This window comes from Reinekea sp. G2M2-21, from assembly GCF_015687175.1.
In the GTDB taxonomy this organism is placed as follows: Bacteria; Pseudomonadota; Gammaproteobacteria; order Pseudomonadales; family Natronospirillaceae; genus Reinekea.
Genome location: NZ_JADPQG010000001.1, coordinates 1,281,490 through 1,298,645, shown reverse-complemented (window position 1 = coordinate 1,298,645; position 17,156 = coordinate 1,281,490). Strand labels below are relative to the sequence as shown.

General features: G+C 47.7%; 17 protein-coding genes. 2 read left to right on the top strand and 15 right to left on the bottom strand.

Annotated elements, in window-relative coordinates; all coding sequences use genetic code 11:
- Positions 1–55: 55 nt before the first annotated feature.
- The 3 genes from IYN85_RS06010 to IYN85_RS06000 form a co-directional block, all read right to left on the bottom strand.
- Positions 56–790, bottom strand: coding sequence for a hypothetical protein (locus IYN85_RS06010; RefSeq protein WP_196157911.1), 735 nt, complete (start codon positions 788–790; stop codon positions 56–58).
- Positions 791–905: 115 nt separating this feature from the next.
- The gene (locus tag IYN85_RS06005) at positions 906–1,580 is read right to left on the bottom strand and encodes a response regulator transcription factor (RefSeq protein WP_196157910.1); all 675 of its coding nucleotides are present in this window, start codon (positions 1,578–1,580) and stop codon (positions 906–908) included.
- Complete coding sequence (locus tag IYN85_RS06000; protein WP_230390610.1) at positions 1,577–2,728, bottom strand: sensor histidine kinase; 1,152 nt, start codon at positions 2,726–2,728, stop codon at positions 1,577–1,579. The genes IYN85_RS06005 and IYN85_RS06000 overlap by 4 nt, the downstream gene beginning before the upstream one ends.
- A gap of 106 nt (positions 2,729–2,834) precedes the next feature.
- Here IYN85_RS06000 and IYN85_RS05995 point away from each other — a divergent pair, with 106 nt between their 5' ends.
- Both IYN85_RS05995 and IYN85_RS05990 read left to right on the top strand, forming a co-directional pair.
- Positions 2,835–3,530, top strand: coding sequence for a metallophosphoesterase (locus IYN85_RS05995; RefSeq protein WP_196157908.1), 696 nt, complete (start codon positions 2,835–2,837; stop codon positions 3,528–3,530).
- A 31-nt stretch (positions 3,531–3,561) separates the two neighbouring features.
- Complete coding sequence (locus tag IYN85_RS05990; RefSeq protein WP_196157907.1) at positions 3,562–4,824, top strand: site-specific integrase; 1,263 nt, start codon at positions 3,562–3,564, stop codon at positions 4,822–4,824.
- Positions 4,825–4,842: 18 nt separating this feature from the next.
- Here the strand turns inward: IYN85_RS05990 and gorA are convergent, their stop codons facing one another.
- From gorA to IYN85_RS05930, 12 genes are all read right to left on the bottom strand, one after another.
- Positions 4,843–6,228 (bottom strand): glutathione-disulfide reductase, encoded by a 1,386-nt coding sequence (gene gorA, locus IYN85_RS05985; RefSeq protein ID WP_196157906.1) that lies wholly within the window; start codon positions 6,226–6,228, stop codon positions 4,843–4,845.
- A 153-nt stretch (positions 6,229–6,381) separates the two neighbouring features.
- Entirely contained in the window at positions 6,382–7,035 is a 654-nt protein-coding gene (locus tag IYN85_RS05980) for an N-acetyltransferase (protein ID WP_196157905.1), read from the bottom strand.
- A 110-nt stretch (positions 7,036–7,145) separates the two neighbouring features.
- The gene (gspM, locus tag IYN85_RS05975) at positions 7,146–7,634 is read right to left on the bottom strand and encodes a type II secretion system protein GspM (RefSeq protein WP_196157904.1); all 489 of its coding nucleotides are present in this window, start codon (positions 7,632–7,634) and stop codon (positions 7,146–7,148) included.
- Positions 7,634–8,890, bottom strand: a complete 1,257-nt coding sequence (gene gspL / locus IYN85_RS05970) for a type II secretion system protein GspL (RefSeq protein WP_196157903.1) — start codon at positions 8,888–8,890, stop codon at positions 7,634–7,636. Before gspL ends, gspM begins: the two co-directional genes overlap by 1 nt.
- Positions 8,887–9,891, bottom strand: a complete 1,005-nt coding sequence (gene gspK / locus IYN85_RS05965) for a type II secretion system minor pseudopilin GspK (protein ID WP_196157902.1) — start codon at positions 9,889–9,891, stop codon at positions 8,887–8,889. The genes gspL and gspK overlap by 4 nt, the downstream gene beginning before the upstream one ends.
- Before the next feature lie 2 nt (positions 9,892–9,893).
- A complete protein-coding gene (locus IYN85_RS05960; protein WP_196157901.1) occupies positions 9,894–10,598 on the bottom strand; it encodes a type II secretion system protein GspJ in 705 nt (234 codons plus the stop codon).
- On the bottom strand, positions 10,595–10,981 hold the full coding sequence (gspI, locus tag IYN85_RS05955) for a type II secretion system minor pseudopilin GspI (RefSeq protein ID WP_196157900.1): 387 nt from the start codon (positions 10,979–10,981) through the stop codon (positions 10,595–10,597). The genes IYN85_RS05960 and gspI overlap by 4 nt, the downstream gene beginning before the upstream one ends.
- Entirely contained in the window at positions 10,968–11,510 is a 543-nt protein-coding gene (locus IYN85_RS05950) for a prepilin-type N-terminal cleavage/methylation domain-containing protein (RefSeq protein WP_255533663.1), read from the bottom strand. Before IYN85_RS05950 ends, gspI begins: the two co-directional genes overlap by 14 nt.
- A gap of 17 nt (positions 11,511–11,527) precedes the next feature.
- A complete protein-coding gene (gene gspG, locus IYN85_RS05945; RefSeq protein WP_196157898.1) occupies positions 11,528–11,944 on the bottom strand; it encodes a type II secretion system major pseudopilin GspG in 417 nt (138 codons plus the stop codon).
- Between the two features lie 19 nt (positions 11,945–11,963).
- Positions 11,964–13,181 (bottom strand): type II secretion system inner membrane protein GspF, encoded by a 1,218-nt coding sequence (gspF, locus tag IYN85_RS05940; protein WP_196157897.1) that lies wholly within the window; start codon positions 13,179–13,181, stop codon positions 11,964–11,966.
- 4 nt (positions 13,182–13,185) lie between these two features.
- Positions 13,186–14,655: a type II secretion system ATPase GspE gene (gene gspE / locus IYN85_RS05935; RefSeq protein ID WP_196157896.1), complete on the bottom strand. Its 1,470-nt coding sequence runs from the start codon at positions 14,653–14,655 to the stop codon at positions 13,186–13,188.
- A 313-nt stretch (positions 14,656–14,968) separates the two neighbouring features.
- Positions 14,969–17,125 (bottom strand): response regulator, encoded by a 2,157-nt coding sequence (locus IYN85_RS05930; RefSeq protein ID WP_196157895.1) that lies wholly within the window; start codon positions 17,123–17,125, stop codon positions 14,969–14,971.
- Between the last annotated feature and the right edge of the window lie 31 nt (positions 17,126–17,156).

Below are 17,156 nucleotides of genomic sequence, written 5' to 3'. Positions count from 1 at the left end.
CATGCGTCATGATCCTCACAATGCACTCATTCTTTAGAGCCAGCGGCTAAATTCCTTATTCAACGGCTGGAGGGTTGTTCAACGTCAGATCGTCAGGAAACAGGTTTAATGAAGCGTATGGAACCTTCAGATGCGTCTCATTCCAAACCAGATCTTCAACAAATCGATCACGGACCAAACGTAAACTGTTGCGATCTGGTCGTTTTAAGAACAGTTGATGGGCAATCTTGCAGGAGTTGGCTAGGCTACGCCGTGTCGTGGTTAACTCCAGATAGGTCTGCACGACCTGAATCAGGACCGATGCTTTGAAATGTCTGAGAAACTCAAGTAATTCGCGTTCCAGATCACGTTCTCGACCCTCTCTTAGTTCCACTAAAGCCTGCTGAATAGCGGTTTCAACAGCTTCGCTGAGAGTGCCGGTGGCAGATAGATCCCGATACTCGACGAGCATCTGATGCGCAGATGGCGTTAACGTGATATTGATTGGCTTTTCTGCCAATCGGGTTTCTCGTCTTCTGCGCTTGCGCGCGGACAGAGATTTTCGCAATCGCCCCCAATCCTCCATCGTTAGCGAACTAACGAGGATGTCCTGCACAGACTGACATAAATCTAACGTAGGGCGATCCACATCCCGCCATTGATTCAGGCAGTCTTTCAACGTTGACAGGCCGATACTGTGAACCGGATGATCTCGTTCGGCCAGCCAGGTCGGTTGCGCCAATTGATGATCAAGCCAATCGAGGCAATCGTACCAATCCTGAGGGTTAATCTGATATCTTGGTCTTGCCATAAATCTACACGGTAGTCATAACATGAAAATAGAAAGCCCACACACAGAGGGCTTCAAGAGCATAGTCAGACTCCAATGAAATGTCTACCTTGTAGACATTTGTTAGAAACTTAGATCAAATAACACCAATTTCAAGAGCCTTCAACACAGCCCGGGTACGGTCTCTGACACCCAGCTTAGCCAAGATATTGGAAACGTGGTTTTTAATCGTTCCTTCAGATTTAAAGATCGCGCGGGAGATTTCCTTATTCGAATAGCCACCCGCCATCAGCCTCAGAATTTCTATTTCACGCTGAGTCAAAGGGTCCTGCACAGGATCTTTTTCGACCTTACTATCACCATCTTTCTGCAGTTCCGTGAATCCTTTGATGACTCTTTCCGTTACAGCCGGTTGAATCAAAGTTTCTCCTCTGTGCACGGTGTCGATCGCTTCCACGAGTGACTCCAGCGACACATCTTTGAGCAGGAACCCGCGTGCCCCAGCTCGAATACCATTAAGCACGAGCTCGTGGTCATCAAAGGTGGTTAAAATAATGACAGGTGTATGAATACCAGTTTCTTTCATCTTACGCAGTGTGGATATGCCATCGAGTTTGGGCATCCGGATGTCCATGAGGACCACATCGGGAGCAAAACCGCCGATCAGTTCCAGTGCTTCTTCACCATCCCCGGCTTCGCCTACGATTTCGATATGGCCTGCCAGATTTAACAGTGATTTGATCCCCTCTCGCACTAAGTTCTGGTCATCAACCAGCATAACTTTAACGGTGGATTGACTTACGTCGTTCATAACGCCTCCATGTTTGGTATTCGGATATTTAACCCAAACCCTTTTGTCGTTGTAATTTCTAATTGACCGCGCAACTGTTCTACGCGCTCACGCATTCCTTTTAAGCCACTGCCTTCATGTAAATGCAATGAGCAATGTCCGTTGTCAATAACCTGCAATTCAAACGCATCACCATTCTGATACAGACGAATATGCATTTCCGAAGCGTTACCGTGTTTCAAAGTATTGGTAATGGCTTCTTGGACGCAACGAAACAACGTATCGGCGGTTTTTGCATCGGGCAGATGTAATTCTGGTTGCAAATCCAGATGGACTTTCAAGCGGGGAATTTGGGATATCAGTGCATCCAGTGCGTCTTTCAGACCTATATTGGAGCCTTCCCGCATCTCATGTACCGTTTCCCGTACGTCGGTCAATAACTGCTTCGCCATAACGTGCGCCTCAACCACGTGCGCTTTGTTTTCACCTTCTGTGGTGTACGTCAAATATTGCAGCTTAAGGATCAGGGCTGTGAGGTGATGCCCTAATCCATCATGAAGATCTCGGGATATGCGCAGCCGCTCACTTTGCTTGGTCGATTCCTGCAACAGTGCCTGTGTGGCAATCAGCTCGCGATTCAACATGGTAATTTCGTCTCGGGCGTCCTGCTCCTGCATAACTCGCTGGCTCATGCGGAATGCAAACAGATTAAAGGCACCCGCTAGGGCCGTCCATACCAAGGAGTCTTCTATAGCCCAATAAAAGGCGTTGAAGTAGTAATCTAGGGCAATCAAACCAAGGACACCAAAGTAAGCAGCCAGGCGATTGAATCGAATGGGCAATTGCGCTGCCAGTGCGACGCCTAAAATAGCCACGACGCCGGAATTGATGAGAATGTGTATCAGCACAACAGCAATTAACTGACCAATGACGGAGAGCTGACGAATACTGGTATCCATTCGGTTAAAGGGTTTTTCTCGCGTCGTAAAGTAAAAACCAATGATGAACAGTAGTAAGCAGAACACGATGGTCAATAGCTTGAGTTGGCCAGATAAGGTGTCAGTGGGCTGGGAGCTGAGTGTCAGGTAACAAACGATGGCCCAGGCGAGATAGCCCGTCATGCCTTCCAGATTTTGAGCCAGTGAATTCTGATACACAGTCGTAATCATTCTTTTCAATCGGATATCCCTGCGATTCTAAGGCTAAGTGTGACCTTTCGCACAGTGACTAAGGTCACGGTTGCTATTCAAGCGAAGCCATGATCATATTGGAGCCATGGCCACAAATCATCAATTATCAAAATATCAGCCTCATTTACTGTTGCCCGAAAACAAGGCTGGCAGGGATTTCATCGTCTCTGACCTGCATGGGCATCGTGAACGGCTCGAAACGGCGTTAAAAAAACTCAAGTTTTCTCCACAGCAGGATCGACTGATCTCTGTGGGTGATCTTATTGATCGTGGCCCTGACAGTCCGGGTTGTCTCGATTTACTGCAGGAACCCTGGTTTTGGGCAGTACGTGGTAACCACGAACAAATGCTGATTGAAACAGAAGCTGCACAAACCGATGCGCTATGGAGTCGATGGTTGATGAACGGCGGCAGTTGGGTCCTTCAACAACCCGATATAGCGGTTAAGAATTGGGCAGAACAATTAAAGTATTTGCCTATCACCATCACACTGCCTTGCCAAGACTACCAGGTGGGGATCTGTCACGCTGAATACACAGGCACTCATTGGGGCGATCGTCACAAGGCGGATGATGACGCAACGATTAGCTACCTTTGGGGACGTACCCGTCTTAAATCTCACAACAACCAACCGGTCAATGGTGTCGACTGGGTTTTTTCCGGCCACACCATTGTATCCGATGTCAAAACACTCGGTAATTCCGTTTTTATCGAACGTGGCGCTTATTTAGACAATCCATTGACGATCATTGATCTTCAGCATTGGCTGATCGGGCGTTAAACTCTTCTTTCGTCTATATGAGTGTTAAGCCGTGCCCAAAACGACCCTAGTCCCTATATTTGATAATCTCAGCCACCTTGAAAACCCGTTTCGGCACTCCTTCGACCTAGCACCGGAAGTCCTGGTTAACTCCACACTCAATAGCTCTGTATTGCAGCAGAACGCCGTTTGCGCGGCTCAGTTTTTGTATACCTATCGCGGCAGCGCCGACACCTTTGCTTCCTACCGGCGGGAAATAGAACGATTTTTGCAATGGTGCTGGTTTGTTGAAGGCCTATCGCTGAACGACGTTCGGCGACATCACATTGAAGCGTTTATTCAATTTTGCCAATCACCGCCGAAAAGTTGGATTGGCGTAAAATCGGTACAGAGATTTACCAGCAAAGACGGGTTAAGGGTCGTCAATCCTCAATGGCGCCCTTTTGTCGTTAAAGTCACCAAGCGAGACCGTAAACACGGTGCAGACGCCAATCCCAAGGACTATGAACTCAGTCAGTCAGCCCTTCAGGCTATTTTTTCTGTGTTAAGCACGTTTTTTAACTATCTGATACAAGAAGAAATTGTGGCATTGAATCCTGTTGCGCAAATACGCCAAAAAGGAAAGTTCTTGCGTAAACGCCAGGGCATCGCCACGATCCGGCGACTTTCTGAGGCCCAGTGGCATGAAGTACTAAATGCCGTCTCGCACATACTTGAAGAAGACCCTGAAAAATGGGAACGCGCCCTATTCATCATCAGCTGTTTATTTGGCATGTATTTACGGATCTCAGAATTGGCGGAATCTGAACGCTGGCAGCCCAAGATGACTGATTTTCATAAGGATGCACATGGCAGCTGGTGGTTCACCACGGTCGGTAAAGGTAACAAAGAGCGGGATATTTCTGTGTCCGACGATATGCTGGCTGCGTTAAAGCGCTACAGGCACTTTCTGGGGCTTACGGCATACCCAATGCCAGGCGAAAATACACCGCTGATTCCCAAAACAAGGGGCAAAGGCGGCATTGCAAGCACACGTCAGATCCGGTTTATTGTGCAAGAATGTTTTGACTTAGCGACTGAACGGCTGAAAGCACAAGGAGAAACGGAGGAAGCCGCCGCGCTGGAAATGGCGACGGTTCACTGGTTGCGGCATACCGGGATTTCCGAAGATGTGAAGCTCAGACCTCGCGAGCATGTGCGCGATGACGCCGGGCATGGCTCCAGTGCCATCACCGACCGTTACATCGATGTCGAACGACAGGCACGCCATGCCAGCGCCAAATCAAAGAAAATCAATCCCGTTGAGTCAGACTGACGGCATGCCCAACCGAAGTCAGGCCCCAGATTCATTGCGCCCTATTCTTCGTGCCGCAGTGCGCATAGTGACGAACTCCTCGGCAGCGGTCGGATGGATACCAATAGTACTGTCGAAGTCCGCTTTTGTAGCACCGGCTTGCATTGCAACACCAAGACCCTGAATGATTTCACCGGCATCTTGACCGACCATATGGCAACCAATGACCTTGTCTGTCGCAACATCTACCAATAGCTTCATAAACATTCGTTGTGGATTACCAGACAAGGTGTTTTTCATGGGCCGGAATTTGCTTTCAAACACATCTACTTGGTCGTACTGCTCAATCGCCTGACGTTCTGTCAGGCCAACCGTTCCCAGATTTGGTTGACAGAAAACGGCGGTGGGAATCAGATCGTAGTTTACTTTCCGAGGTGATGTTGAAGAAAAAAGGTGATGCGCCACATACATGCCCTCGGCCAACGCAACCGGTGTCAGTTGCACACGCCCTATTACATCCCCCACAGCGTAAATATGTGGAACATTGGTCTGATAGTGCTCGTTGACGTCGAGATTTCCATGGTGTGCAATGGTGACACCCGCCGCCGCCAGGTTCAGAGGTTCAACGAGCGCCTTACGTCCTGTTGCATTAATAATGGCATCTACTTGGCAAGTGGAGCCATCGTTAAAGGTGGCTACCAGCTCACCGGAGTCGAGCTTCTCGATCTTCTCGATTGTCGTGTGGTAATGCAGCTGAATACCAGCCTGTTGCAACTCTTCAGACACAAACGCCCGGATATCATCATCGAACCCGCGCAGTACCGGCTCCCCTCGATAAACGATATGCGTATCGCAACCCAGCCCATTCAAAATGCCCGCAAATTCCACGGCAATGTAGCCGGCTCCAACCACTATTGCTTTGGACGGGAATTGATCCATATAAAAGAATTCGTTCGAGGTATAGGTATGCTCATGTCCTGGAATCGAAGCCTTTACTGGCCAACTGCCTGTGGCAATTAAAATGTTCTTTGCACTGATAACTTCATCATTTACTTTAACTTCATGATCAGAAACGAATTCCCCATGGCCCTCAATAATCGTGACGCCAGCGCCGTCCAATAACCCCCGGTAAACACCATTCAACCGTTCTATTTCAGCTGTTTTGTTATCTCGAAGGGTTGCCCAGTCAAAATCTGACGTTTTATCTACAGTGTAGCCAAAACCTACCGAATCCTTGAATTCCTGACTAAATTGCGACGCATAAACGAACAGTTTTTTGGGGACACATCCGACATTTACACAGGTGCCGCCCAGATATCTGGATTCAATGACCGCAACTTTTGCCCCCATTTGTGCTGACATTCGAGCCGCCCGCACCCCACCGGAACCGGCACCAATAACAAGCAAGTCATAATCAAACTTCATGCAGAACTCCTGGCTGGCTGAAATAGAAACGGAGCCAAAGGCTCCGTTGACATAGATTGGGTAATAGTCGAAAAGTTCAACTGAGGGCTGACGTTTTTAGAACAAAGCGTACTTCTTCGGGTTCGACTGCATAGACTGTCGAACCAAACCGGATTAAGCTGCCCGCTCCGTATAGTTAGGGTTTGGGCGAAACAGAACAAATTCTTTTAAATTGCCCAACGGTAACTCGGTAAAAATCTCATAATTCAGGCTTTTATAAAACTCGAGATAGCGGTTATTGCCAGTATCGAGAAACAGGCCGATGGAGTTTTGATCTTTATCCGTCAGTTCATGAATGGATTCCAACAACAACTTACCCAGCCCCTGCTTCTGAAAGTCCGGGTGTATACCGATTAAGCTGACCATTCGATGATTTTTAGCGGGCAGACTCTCTTGAACTTCATTGAAATACTGAACAAAACGACGGGTACCTTCAAAGCCAGCCGTCAAAATCATTTTCATGCGCCACAAAAATTGCTTAGAAATGTCGACTTTGAGTTCAAGATCACTGAAAAAAGCCACGCCCAGCAGACGTTCTTGCTTCTTGTGGATAACACCAAAAATGAATTCTCCTCGATCAATGTGCAAGCGGATGAGCTCGCGGATCGTTGCCCGGATACGTTGCTTGTAGCCTGGACGATGAGCATCCAACAAAAACTTGAATGTGGGCTCATCTTTGTAAGAATGATAAAGTAAAGACCGCGCCTGACGACTGAACCGCTCGTCAATTCTAACAACTTCAACTTCATCCAACTTCACTTGTGGCATAGATCACCTTTTATTGTTCTTATTTCTTCAACACAAACAGTATTCCAAACTAATGTGATTGGCTCAAGACGCAAATCCACATCCAAATAGGTCATGAAACAATCAGACCATTACTGAACCACACCAAAGGTGACCCTGACAGAAACGAAACCAGGTTTTGGTCGATCTTCCATGGTCAATTCGGTATGTCCAATGCCAATGGTTTCTAGTCCACCCAGCCATTGCACGACGGAAGGGTATCGAGCTTCATCAAGCCATACTTTTAGAAAGTCACCATCGGGCTCAAAGCGTTGAATCTCGATGCCGTATCGGGCCGCCTGTCGACGAACTTCCGTATTAATGGAACTGGCGTTTAACGTGTTCGTACTGCCGCCAGTCGCCATTGCCTGTGGAGCCAGTGTGAGTAACTCGTTATAAACCTGTTGTGCTGAGTCTAAATCTGTACGTAAAGAAAGACCGGACTGGCGAATCGGAATAATGATGCCAAACACAACAATGGCAAGGACAAGAGCGACGGCGAGTGCCAAGACTGAATTTTGATCTCGCTTACCCAGCGTCATCCATTTTTCACGAATAGGTTCTAGTAAAGAATCCAACATTAGCCCTGCCCTCCGTAAGTCGCCTTAAACCGCGCCCGAAAGGCGTCTTTATCTTGATTTGCAGAGTATTCAACACTGTAGTTTTTGGCTGACATATCGTTTTTTAACGCTTCGAATAAGTTATAGGCATCGCCAGACATGTCTACCGGCTGTACTAGAGTGAACGTCGCTTCACCACGATCGCGACTGAAGCGGAAGTCTTCAAGAACAAAGGTCGACGAAGCGGCTGATATATCGCTCAAAAATTGTAGGGCGTTTACTTTTTGGTCAGAATTGGCTGCATCACTGTTACTGGCTAAAGCTCGCATTTCCCGCACCATAAGTGGACGTTGGATTCGTTTGTTGCTGCCAAATACTTGCAGAAAAACCTTTTCACTGGCTTCCCAGGTTTGTTCAATCTTTTCCGACATTCGGTGATTCTGAAAAATATTCAATGTGCTCCAGAGGATTAGCGCGGCGACAGAAGCCACCAGAGCGGGCATCCAATATTCCACGTACTTGTTACCGCTGCGCTGACTGAATATTCCAGAAATTAGATTGCCGGGAATTTTTTTACGTTCCGCTTCTTCATGCCAATCGATGAGTTTTTTGGCGTTTTGCACGACCCAATTGACTTCGAAACCGCTAGCTTCGAACTCGGTTGCCAACACCTTAGAAGGCCCCTCAGCAGAATCGCTTATCAATTTAATGGTCGCATTTTCCGCAATATCATTCTGTTTTGCCCATAACTCAAACCATTGCGCAAAACCTTTGGTGTGCAGGTTAAAAACCTGATTATTGGCACTTAGAACAATACTTTCTTGTTGAACTTGAATAACAACATCATCTGTCTGGTCTTCTGGCAAACTGAACCATTGTGTATTAAATGCTTCGTTAACAACAAACCCCAAACCGGATAAGGTCTGTAAAATAAAACGCAGCCGATCAATTTCGGTGACTTCAACGGTGGTACATCCGTTGTTAGTCCTGCCCTTTTCTACCAAATGGACGGTGTCAATATCTTGGGCCAAAAATTCTTCTGCGGCAAACTTCAACGCCGCAGGGCTCAAACGACGACTTTTAACCGGCAACATCAATTCAATGCTGGAAAACCAGCTGGCCGGTAAAAATAACCGCACCAAGCACGTTTCCAGGTTTTTCAGTTTCTTCTGGTCTTGCAGTTCTTCAAGTGAACCAGTGTAAACGTCGGCTTCGCCCGACCAATACCATTGCAGTTTATCAGGTGCCTGCCAATACAGACTCAGTTGGGTACTCATTTTTGCTCCGTTCCATTATCGGGTAACGCGTTCGGGCTTGGATTACCGGTGGCCAACCCTTTAACCGGATCACCAGGCATTGGATTTGCCTCTTTGGCCGACCGGTCTCGCATCGTCAAAGTCACAGTACCAGATTCATCCCTGTGCAGTTGGGTACGTTGGGTTAATGTCTTCTCATCCAAAGTGACGGCAGTATATAACTCAAACCATTCAGAGGTAACGCTTAACTCGCCTAAGTAGATTCCTTTGTCTTCATTTTCTTTGAACACTTTTTGGTTCTTAAAATCCGACACCGCAGTGAAACCGGTTTCGCCTCGATCCGTCACTGCTTTTTCAGCAATGTCCTGGGTTATAAAGACCGCAATGGACTGCAACACTTCTACGGGTGCAGTATTGATATTCAAAGCGGTATTTGACGGCAAAGCACTTAAATAAGGTCGAATTCGCTGATATTCCTCAGGCTCAACGGACTTGAGCAATAACAATTCCGACAGATCGGACATTTCTCGGAACGCAGGGCTATAGGCTGGTGTTTCATCGGTATAATTAAAGTCAATGCCTGAGTCAGAATTGAACCATTGACTGAGTTCATCGGCGATCTCCGGCTGTGAATCGATAGCAAACAGTAATTTCTTAAGGGCTTCGAGCGCAGAATCGGCGTTGCCACTGGATGGCGCCAGCCAATTTACATTAAAGCGCCCTTGCAAATCATCCAGCTGCAACTGTATTAGGCCGCCTTCATCCAAAGGAAACATTCCTTCCGACGTATTCCATAATTCGTAGAGATGATCCGTTTCAGAATTCTGCTGATCCAGGGTTAAACCTACTTTGGCAATCGCTTCTGCGCTTTCAGCGTAGGCTTGCGCTTGACTTAAAAACAAACTGTGCCGGGTTCGCTCCACCTGAATTCGTTGTTTGTAGGCCACCTGTGACACAATCACCATCAGAATCGCGAAAACAAACATAACCTGTAACAGTACATAACCGCGTTCACGCTTCATAATCACGACCCTTGTTCCGGTTCAACATACACCGGCAGAGTTGGTGTACTGAATAAACGCTTCAAGGATTGTCCCTGTCCTGTCTCCAATTCAACTTGCACACCAATCAAACGGCTTTTTGTGGCACCATCTCGCGGATCTTCTTGAGGCAGTTCATTTCTGAAATCCATAGAGCCGGACTCGGGATCATCAATTAAGAATTGCCAATTCATTGTTTTCACTGGACGCAACAAGGGTTGGTGTTGCCAGGCTAGCGATCCATCATCGTCCAACTGCAATTGAAAACTGCGAATCAAGCACCCGCCGGCATCATTGATTTCTTCGTCTTCGGACCAAGGACATAATTCACTGCCCGGTTCGGCAAGTCGGTAATGAACACGCTGCTGGCTGGATCGTTGATAGCTGGAAAACTGACTGATCGCCCAGCCATTGCGCGTCATGTAAAGTCCATCAAACGTGACTTCTATAGCCGGACGAAAATCACCGAAGGGGTCACGAACGGATCGGTAAGGTGACAATTGAATAATGTCCTGCTCGATGACACGCATGGCGCGTCCTATTTTTGCCATCGACTCCGCCTGTTCTTCAATGACATTCTTGGAATTCAAACTGGTTTGAAACAGAAACAATGTTCCCATGGAGATCAATGCGGCAATCGATAGAGCCAACAGCAATTCAATGAGTGTAAAACCACGGTTAACGTTCATGGTGTGCCACTCTCGCCTAACACCGCCTCGAGTACGTCAGCAAAGTTCTCTTCGTTTTCAAGCTTGGTTCTAATTTGAATGCGTCTTAAAAAAGGCCCGAACAGTTCCATCTCGACATTCGACGTTTCTACTTCGACTACCCAGGTTTTATTGTTAAGGGTAACGCGTTCACTTTTTTTACCCGCCGAAGGCAGCTGGTGCTCCAGGCGCATCTGTGTTAAATAATTCTGTGCCACCCACCGAGCTTCTGTTTGCTCCTGAATGAGCCTTGCGCTGCTGACTGCTTGAGCATTAGACAAGGCAATCGCGCTGGCGGTAAGCCCGAAAATCAGGATAGCGATCATGACTTCGATGAGCGTAAAGCCCGACTCAAATCGTTTCACGTGTCACCACCAAACGGTTAAAGCCATCGCCCATTACATGAACAGACTCATCGGCGTAATCTCGATGTGAAAAAATAAGAATAAACGAAGGTTGATAATCCTCGGACGGAAACAAAAGAATATGTGCCGCAATCTCAGCTGTATCCTCAGGCAGTACTTGCTCCAGCTGAATCCATTGCTGAGATTCAATATCGAGCAACAGTTCAACCTTCAGCTCATCAAAACCAGTTGCGTAATCGACTTCGGACACTACTTCCCAAACAATTTCTTCTTCACCATTATCGACGTCACCTTCTCGCCATGTCAGCAAGGCCACACCAGATTCAGTGAAATAAAGACCCACCTCAGAATTCGTCAAGAGGGATTCATCCAATTGGTTGCCAAACCAAAAAGAAAACGCATTAGCCGTTTTAACAACTTCGTCTAATGGGTCTTGTTTGACGATCGCCAGTCGAATAGTGGCGGCACCGACGCCGATAATAACGATGACAATCATGATCTCGAGTAGCGAAAATCCCTTTTGGCGCATAGCTGAGAGTGTCGGCATCAATCGATAGTTGCAGTAGAAATGTCCTGATTCAACCCTTCGCCACCTTCAGAATTGTCGGCGCCATACGAAATGACTTCAGGTGAGCCGCCATCGTTGATATAGCCATATGGGTTGTCCCAAGGATCTTTAGGTGTCTTTGGAAGATAAGGGCCCCGCCAGTTTTTAGGTTCGGGACTGCCACTGGGCTTTGACACGAGCGCCTCTAGGCCCTGATCAGTGGATGGGTAATGAGAGTTGTGCAGACGATACATTTCCAGCGCCTGACCGATGGTTTGAATATCGGTTTCCGCGGCGGTAACCCTTGCTTCATCGCCTCGTCCAATCACGTTTGGTACTACTAACCCCATAATAATGCCCAAAATAACCAATACGACCATCAATTCAATCAGTGTAAAACCAGCCTGTTTTTTCATTCTATAAACCTCAAAATCCTTAAAGTGCCATTGAGTTCATCTGCATGATCGGCAGCACAATAGCTAAAACGATTACCAGCACGATGCCGCCCATGACGATCAGCATTAATGGTTCAAGCAGACCCAGCAAGGTCGATATCAGATCCTGGACCTGCCTATCTTCTGCGTCCGCGGTCTTTTGCAGCATCGCGTCCAGCTCGCCGCTCAATTCTCCGCTGCCTATCATATGCAACATCATTGGCCGGAAGTAACCAGCCTCGGTCAAAGCTTTGTGTAAAGAGCCGCCCTCACTCACCGACACCGCAGCACGGGCAACACGGCCCTGTATTTCTAGATTCGAAACCACTTGTCCGGCTATTTTCATCGCTTCGACCAACGGCACGCCACTACCGGTCAACATAGCCACAGTACCGACATAACGTGCCGTGTTGAAGCCGCGCGAAATTCGCCCAATCAACGGTAATCGCAACAACAGACGATGGGTTCGTATTCGGCGTTCTTTGGCCCGATTGAACAGATGGCCGGCAATGAAGAGCAATATGACAACAATGAGTGAATGTGCCCAATAATTCTGAACCCATTCACTGGAGGCGAGCAACACCTTAGTCGGACCGGGAAGCTCGGTACCGTTTGAGGTGATTGCCGTGACAATTTGTGGCACTACGGATTTAAGCAAAAATACTATTATACCCACCGCAACCAAAATCAGTATTGTGGGGTATATGCTGGCAATCTGGACCTTTTTCCGAATTTGTTGCTGATCCTCCATGTAGTCGGCTAACCGGTTCATGACCTGATCCAGATGACCGCTGTGTTCCCCAGCATTCACCGTGGCCTGATAAAGCACCGGAAAGGCTCGAGGAAATTCTTTCAACGCGGCGGCCAAACTAAAGCCTTCCAAGACCTTAGAACGGACGCTGAGTATCAGACTGCGAACTTTACTTTTCTCGGACTGATCGGCTGCGGCCTTCAAACATTCCTCCAAAGGCATACCTGAACCAACCAGCGTTGCCAACTGACGAGTCACCAAGGCCAAATCAGCGACACTCAATGATGGAGAAAAGAAACCACCAGAAGACGTGTTTTTGCTACGCTGTTTTTGTGACACGTCGACCGATTCAACAAACCATCCTTTGTCGCGTAATTGCTGGCGAATCTGCCGTGCACTATCAGCTTCAAGTATGCCTTTTTTCTTCTTACCGCGCTCGTCGTATGCGACGAAATCATAAGCTGCCATTTAACTAGTAACTCCGATTGACCCGCAACACTTCTTCAATGGTTGTTACGCCTTGCAGCACCTTATGGAAGCCATCGTCCAGAATGGAATGCGCAGAGACTCGCGCATATTGTTCCAGTTCAATATCGCCCGCCTGCTTATGAATGAGTTGCCTCATGCCATCGTCGACACGGAGTAATTCATAAACGCCAATTCGACCTTTGAAGCCAGTGTTTTTGCAGGACGGACAACCATTCGCATGATAAACAACAGTTGGATCGTCGGGCGCAAGGCCAAGCAATTCTCGCTCACTGTCATCCGGTTGATGTTCGACCTTGCAGTCATTGCAGAGTGTTCGCACCAAACGTTGCGATACCAAACCTATCAAACTGGAAGCCAATAAAAACGGCTCAATACCCATATCCTGAAGACGAGTTACCGCACCCACCGCGGAATTCGTGTGCAGTGTACTTAATACAAGGTGGCCCGTTAAACTGGCCTGTACTGCAATTTCTGCGGTTTCCAGGTCGCGAATTTCCCCGATCATCACGACATCAGGGTCTTGGCGCAATATTGCTCGCAAGCCTCTGGCAAAGGTCATATCAACCTTGGTATTCACTTGCGTTTGCCCAATACCGGGCAAGCCGTATTCTATGGGGTCTTCAACCGTCATTATGTTACGGACCTGGCTGTTTAGGGATTGCAACGCGGCATAAAGTGATGTGGTTTTACCGGAACCGGTAGGTCCCGTGACCAGGATGATGCCATGTGGCCTTAAAATGAGGTCTTTGAACTTATCGAAATCATCCTGACGAAGGCCGAGATGCGCCAGATCAAGTCGACCTGCCTGTTTATCCAACAATCGGAGTACAACCCGCTCACCATGGTTTGACGGGATCGTCGAAACACGCAAATCCACTTCCCGCCCGGCAACCCTCAGACTAATTCGACCATCCTGAGGCAGTCGCTTTTCAGCAATGTCCAATCTGGCCATCACCTTGATTCGAGAAACCAACAAGGGAGCCAGGGCGCGTTTAGGTTGCACGACTTCGCGTAAAACACCGTCAACCCGGAATCGAATCGATAGTCGTTTTTCAAAGGTTTCAATGTGAATATCGGAAGCGCCTTCACGAACGGCTTCGGTCAGAATAGCATTGATCAAGCGAATGATTGGTGCATCATCAACCTGCTCCATCAGATCTTCAGTTTCCGGCACAGAATCGGCCAACGAACTGAGATCCATGGTTTCACCCAACCCCTCGACCATTTGCATGGTTTCATCAGAATCGGTTTGATAGGCCTTATTCAAGGCCTCAGAAAATTCAGCTTCATTAACCGGCTCCAGCGGTAACACGGTTTCTGTTATTCGTTGAGCTTCCTGCATCGCGGTCAGGTTCGCATCTGTCCGGTACAGTAATCGGACCCCGTCAGCATGATGGTAATCGATAACCACACCGTGCTTCTTGGCAAATGCAAAAGGTAACTGTCTTTCCATGTTGTGTTATAACCAGTTAATTAATTGAATTTATGAGCGCCATTCACAGCCAACTATGCCATTAGCCAGTGGATAGACCAGTTTGAAAACTGAATACTCGTCATTATCCACCATGCATCGGCGAGCTTACAGGCAAAAGCTTCCGCAACTGACGTAATATAACCCTCGAACCTTAACGCCTAAGATATTGATTAACCAGAGGATTCACGTCTCCTTTACACCAACCACCAGGCCGCCAGGGTTCCGTTGTGCGAAGCCCGGCAAGCTGCTTTGGCTCAGGAGTGACATCAGCCTTTGGCTATGTAGAGCAGAATCAGGCCGTCCATCGTTGAATAACAGCCATCAGCTGGTCTTTTTGTATAGGCTTGCCTAAAAAGTCATCCATACCCGCGGCAAGGCATTCCCGCTCTAACTCGGGCGTCTGTTCAGACGTCATGGCAACAATTGGGATATGGCTGCCCGTTTCTATCTCAGAGTTACGAATAACACGTGTTGCCTCCAGACCATCCACTCTCGGCATATAGCAATCCATCAGCACCAACTGATATTCATTTGCCTGCATCATTTCGATGGCTTCTCGACCATTCACGCAGGTTTCAGCTACGGCGCCAGTTTCTTCCAGCAACCTTAATACGACTTTCTGATTCAACAAATTATCTTCAGCGATTAATATTCGTGTGTTGTTACACTGAAAAGCCTCTTCGACCTCCGCACTGGTATGCTCAGTGGCATCTCGCAGCGCTGTCAGTAGCTGATCACGGGCGACCGGCTTCTCAACAAAGATGTATTTGTCTTCGATATTCTTAAACAAATTTCGCTGTAATTCAGAGGAATACAGAATAACTTTTGTTTGCCCTTTAAACTGCCCCATCAAACTCTGGATCTTCTGCAATTGAACCAGCGCTTTTTGATCATCAACCGGCACATTGATAAACACAAAGTCATTCTCAATTAGGTCATCCTGTTCTACCAGTCGATCCAGTGTCCAAACGGCTACATTCATGTTCCAGCTCATAAATTCGGCGGTTAAGGACCGTTCATTCAATGGACTCAAATCAACCAATAGAATCGAGCGACCGGCCATGTATTTCGTTGGGCGGAATGAGCTGGCTTGCTGGGAGGTTGTAATCACGGGGAGCATAACCGAGATTTTTTTCAGATCCCCTTTAGCTCCAGCTTTCATGGTCGCGCCCATCGCTTTGAACTGCGCTGTAGCGACCATCAGTGTTAACTGATCAGCAACGTCTTCATCTTCTGGCAATATGTCCAATTGCCGTTCCAATGCGGACGTTAAATCGCTTTCGCTGATCTCATTATTAACAAAATAGAAGGTCAGCTGCAGGCAATCCTTACCTCGCTCGGTCGCCATGCCCACCCGGACGGTTATTTCACCACTGTCAGCCATATCCAGGGTGAAATCCAAAAGTCGCCGAAACGCGTTCGACAGCCATTGCGGATCAGCTTCAACACGCTCTGGCACATCAGGATGATACAAGTAGGACAACTCACGGCCATTCTCGTGCGCTTTGGCCCCCATATCGGCCAACGCGTGTTCGAGCGTTTTTCGAAGATTGAAAACAATGGACTGTGGGACACGTATTTGATCCCTCTGTTCTATAAAGGCTTCAAGGTCGTTAATCAGATCCAACATGGAATAACCGGATCGCCTCGCAATATTTAACATCCCTTGGTTTTCACTGTCCTGCTCACCAACTGTCAGCATACCCAACACACCAAGCAATCCACTCAACGGATTTTTTACCCGCTGCAGAATCTGCTGAATAAAGCGCCGGTTGGACTTACTCTCGACCGTATTTGCTTCGCGGGCCTGCTCCAAAGCAGACAATCTCAGCTTGTACTCATGATTTGAAGCCAGAAAACTCCACACCAGATCCGCAACCCGATGCGCGGTACTTACCAGGTACAGATACATGGCAATGAACCCGACTGCCATGATGGTATCGACGATAGTCTGACCCCAGAAAAAGTAATAGATCGACAATGGCGCCAACAGCACCAGTAAATAGACCCGTACGGTTTTTCCATAAAGTGAATAAACAAAGGTGCCGCCGGCTGCGATGGCCGCCGTGTATAGAATACCTAACAACAGTATGGGGCTCTCAGGTACCGTCGTAAGGCGATAACTCAGATATGAAGACCAAATAGCCGCATGAAAGAAACCAGAAAGGATGAACAGGTCTCTCCAGGCCGCAGGACCTTTGGCATACCAGCTCTCAAATTGAGCAATCATAATGAACCGCCAAGCAGCCATTACAACCAGTGCCAAACCAAATACATAAACCAGCTTGGGGCTTCCAACTTTATCGACCAAATACCACTCAATAATAATAAACAACCCAAAGTGCAGTAAGGCACTTGGCAGCCCTTGTCGACTGAGGGTTTGATCTATTCGCTTCAGAATGGCTCTATCTTTTTGAGCTTTGTGCAGAGGTCGGAAAAAAAGGCTCATAACATCTATTCAGAATTGTAAAACCGCCACT

What these genes read in the sequence shown, in the direction of transcription:
- gspL (WP_196157903.1), bottom strand. Translation starts at nt 8,890, where the DNA reads ATGAGTACCCAACTGAGTCTGTATTGGCAGGCACCTGATAAACTGCAA.
- IYN85_RS05950 (WP_255533663.1), bottom strand. Translation starts at nt 11,510, where the DNA reads ATGCGCCAAAAGGGATTTTCGCTACTCGAGATCATGATTGTCATCGTT.
- gorA (WP_196157906.1), bottom strand. Translation starts at nt 6,228, where the DNA reads ATGAAGTTTGATTATGACTTGCTTGTTATTGGTGCCGGTTCCGGTGGG.
- IYN85_RS06005 (WP_196157910.1), bottom strand. Translation starts at nt 1,580, where the DNA reads ATGAACGACGTAAGTCAATCCACCGTTAAAGTTATGCTGGTTGATGAC.
- IYN85_RS05960 (WP_196157901.1), bottom strand. Translation starts at nt 10,598, where the DNA reads ATGAACGTTAACCGTGGTTTTACACTCATTGAATTGCTGTTGGCTCTA.
- IYN85_RS06010 (WP_196157911.1), bottom strand. Translation starts at nt 790, where the DNA reads ATGGCAAGACCAAGATATCAGATTAACCCTCAGGATTGGTACGATTGC.
- gspM (WP_196157904.1), bottom strand. Translation starts at nt 7,634, where the DNA reads ATGTTGGATTCTTTACTAGAACCTATTCGTGAAAAATGGATGACGCTG.
- IYN85_RS05995 (WP_196157908.1), top strand. Translation starts at nt 2,835, where the DNA reads ATGGCCACAAATCATCAATTATCAAAATATCAGCCTCATTTACTGTTG.
- IYN85_RS05930 (WP_196157895.1), bottom strand. Translation starts at nt 17,125, where the DNA reads ATGAGCCTTTTTTTCCGACCTCTGCACAAAGCTCAAAAAGATAGAGCC.
- gspG (WP_196157898.1), bottom strand. Translation starts at nt 11,944, where the DNA reads ATGAAAAAACAGGCTGGTTTTACACTGATTGAATTGATGGTCGTATTG.
- gspK (WP_196157902.1), bottom strand. Translation starts at nt 9,891, where the DNA reads ATGAAGCGTGAACGCGGTTATGTACTGTTACAGGTTATGTTTGTTTTC.
- gspF (WP_196157897.1), bottom strand. Translation starts at nt 13,181, where the DNA reads ATGGCAGCTTATGATTTCGTCGCATACGACGAGCGCGGTAAGAAGAAA.
- IYN85_RS06000 (WP_230390610.1), bottom strand. Translation starts at nt 2,728, where the DNA reads ATGATTACGACTGTGTATCAGAATTCACTGGCTCAAAATCTGGAAGGC.
- IYN85_RS05980 (WP_196157905.1), bottom strand. Translation starts at nt 7,035, where the DNA reads ATGCCACAAGTGAAGTTGGATGAAGTTGAAGTTGTTAGAATTGACGAG.
- gspE (WP_196157896.1), bottom strand. Translation starts at nt 14,655, where the DNA reads ATGGAAAGACAGTTACCTTTTGCATTTGCCAAGAAGCACGGTGTGGTT.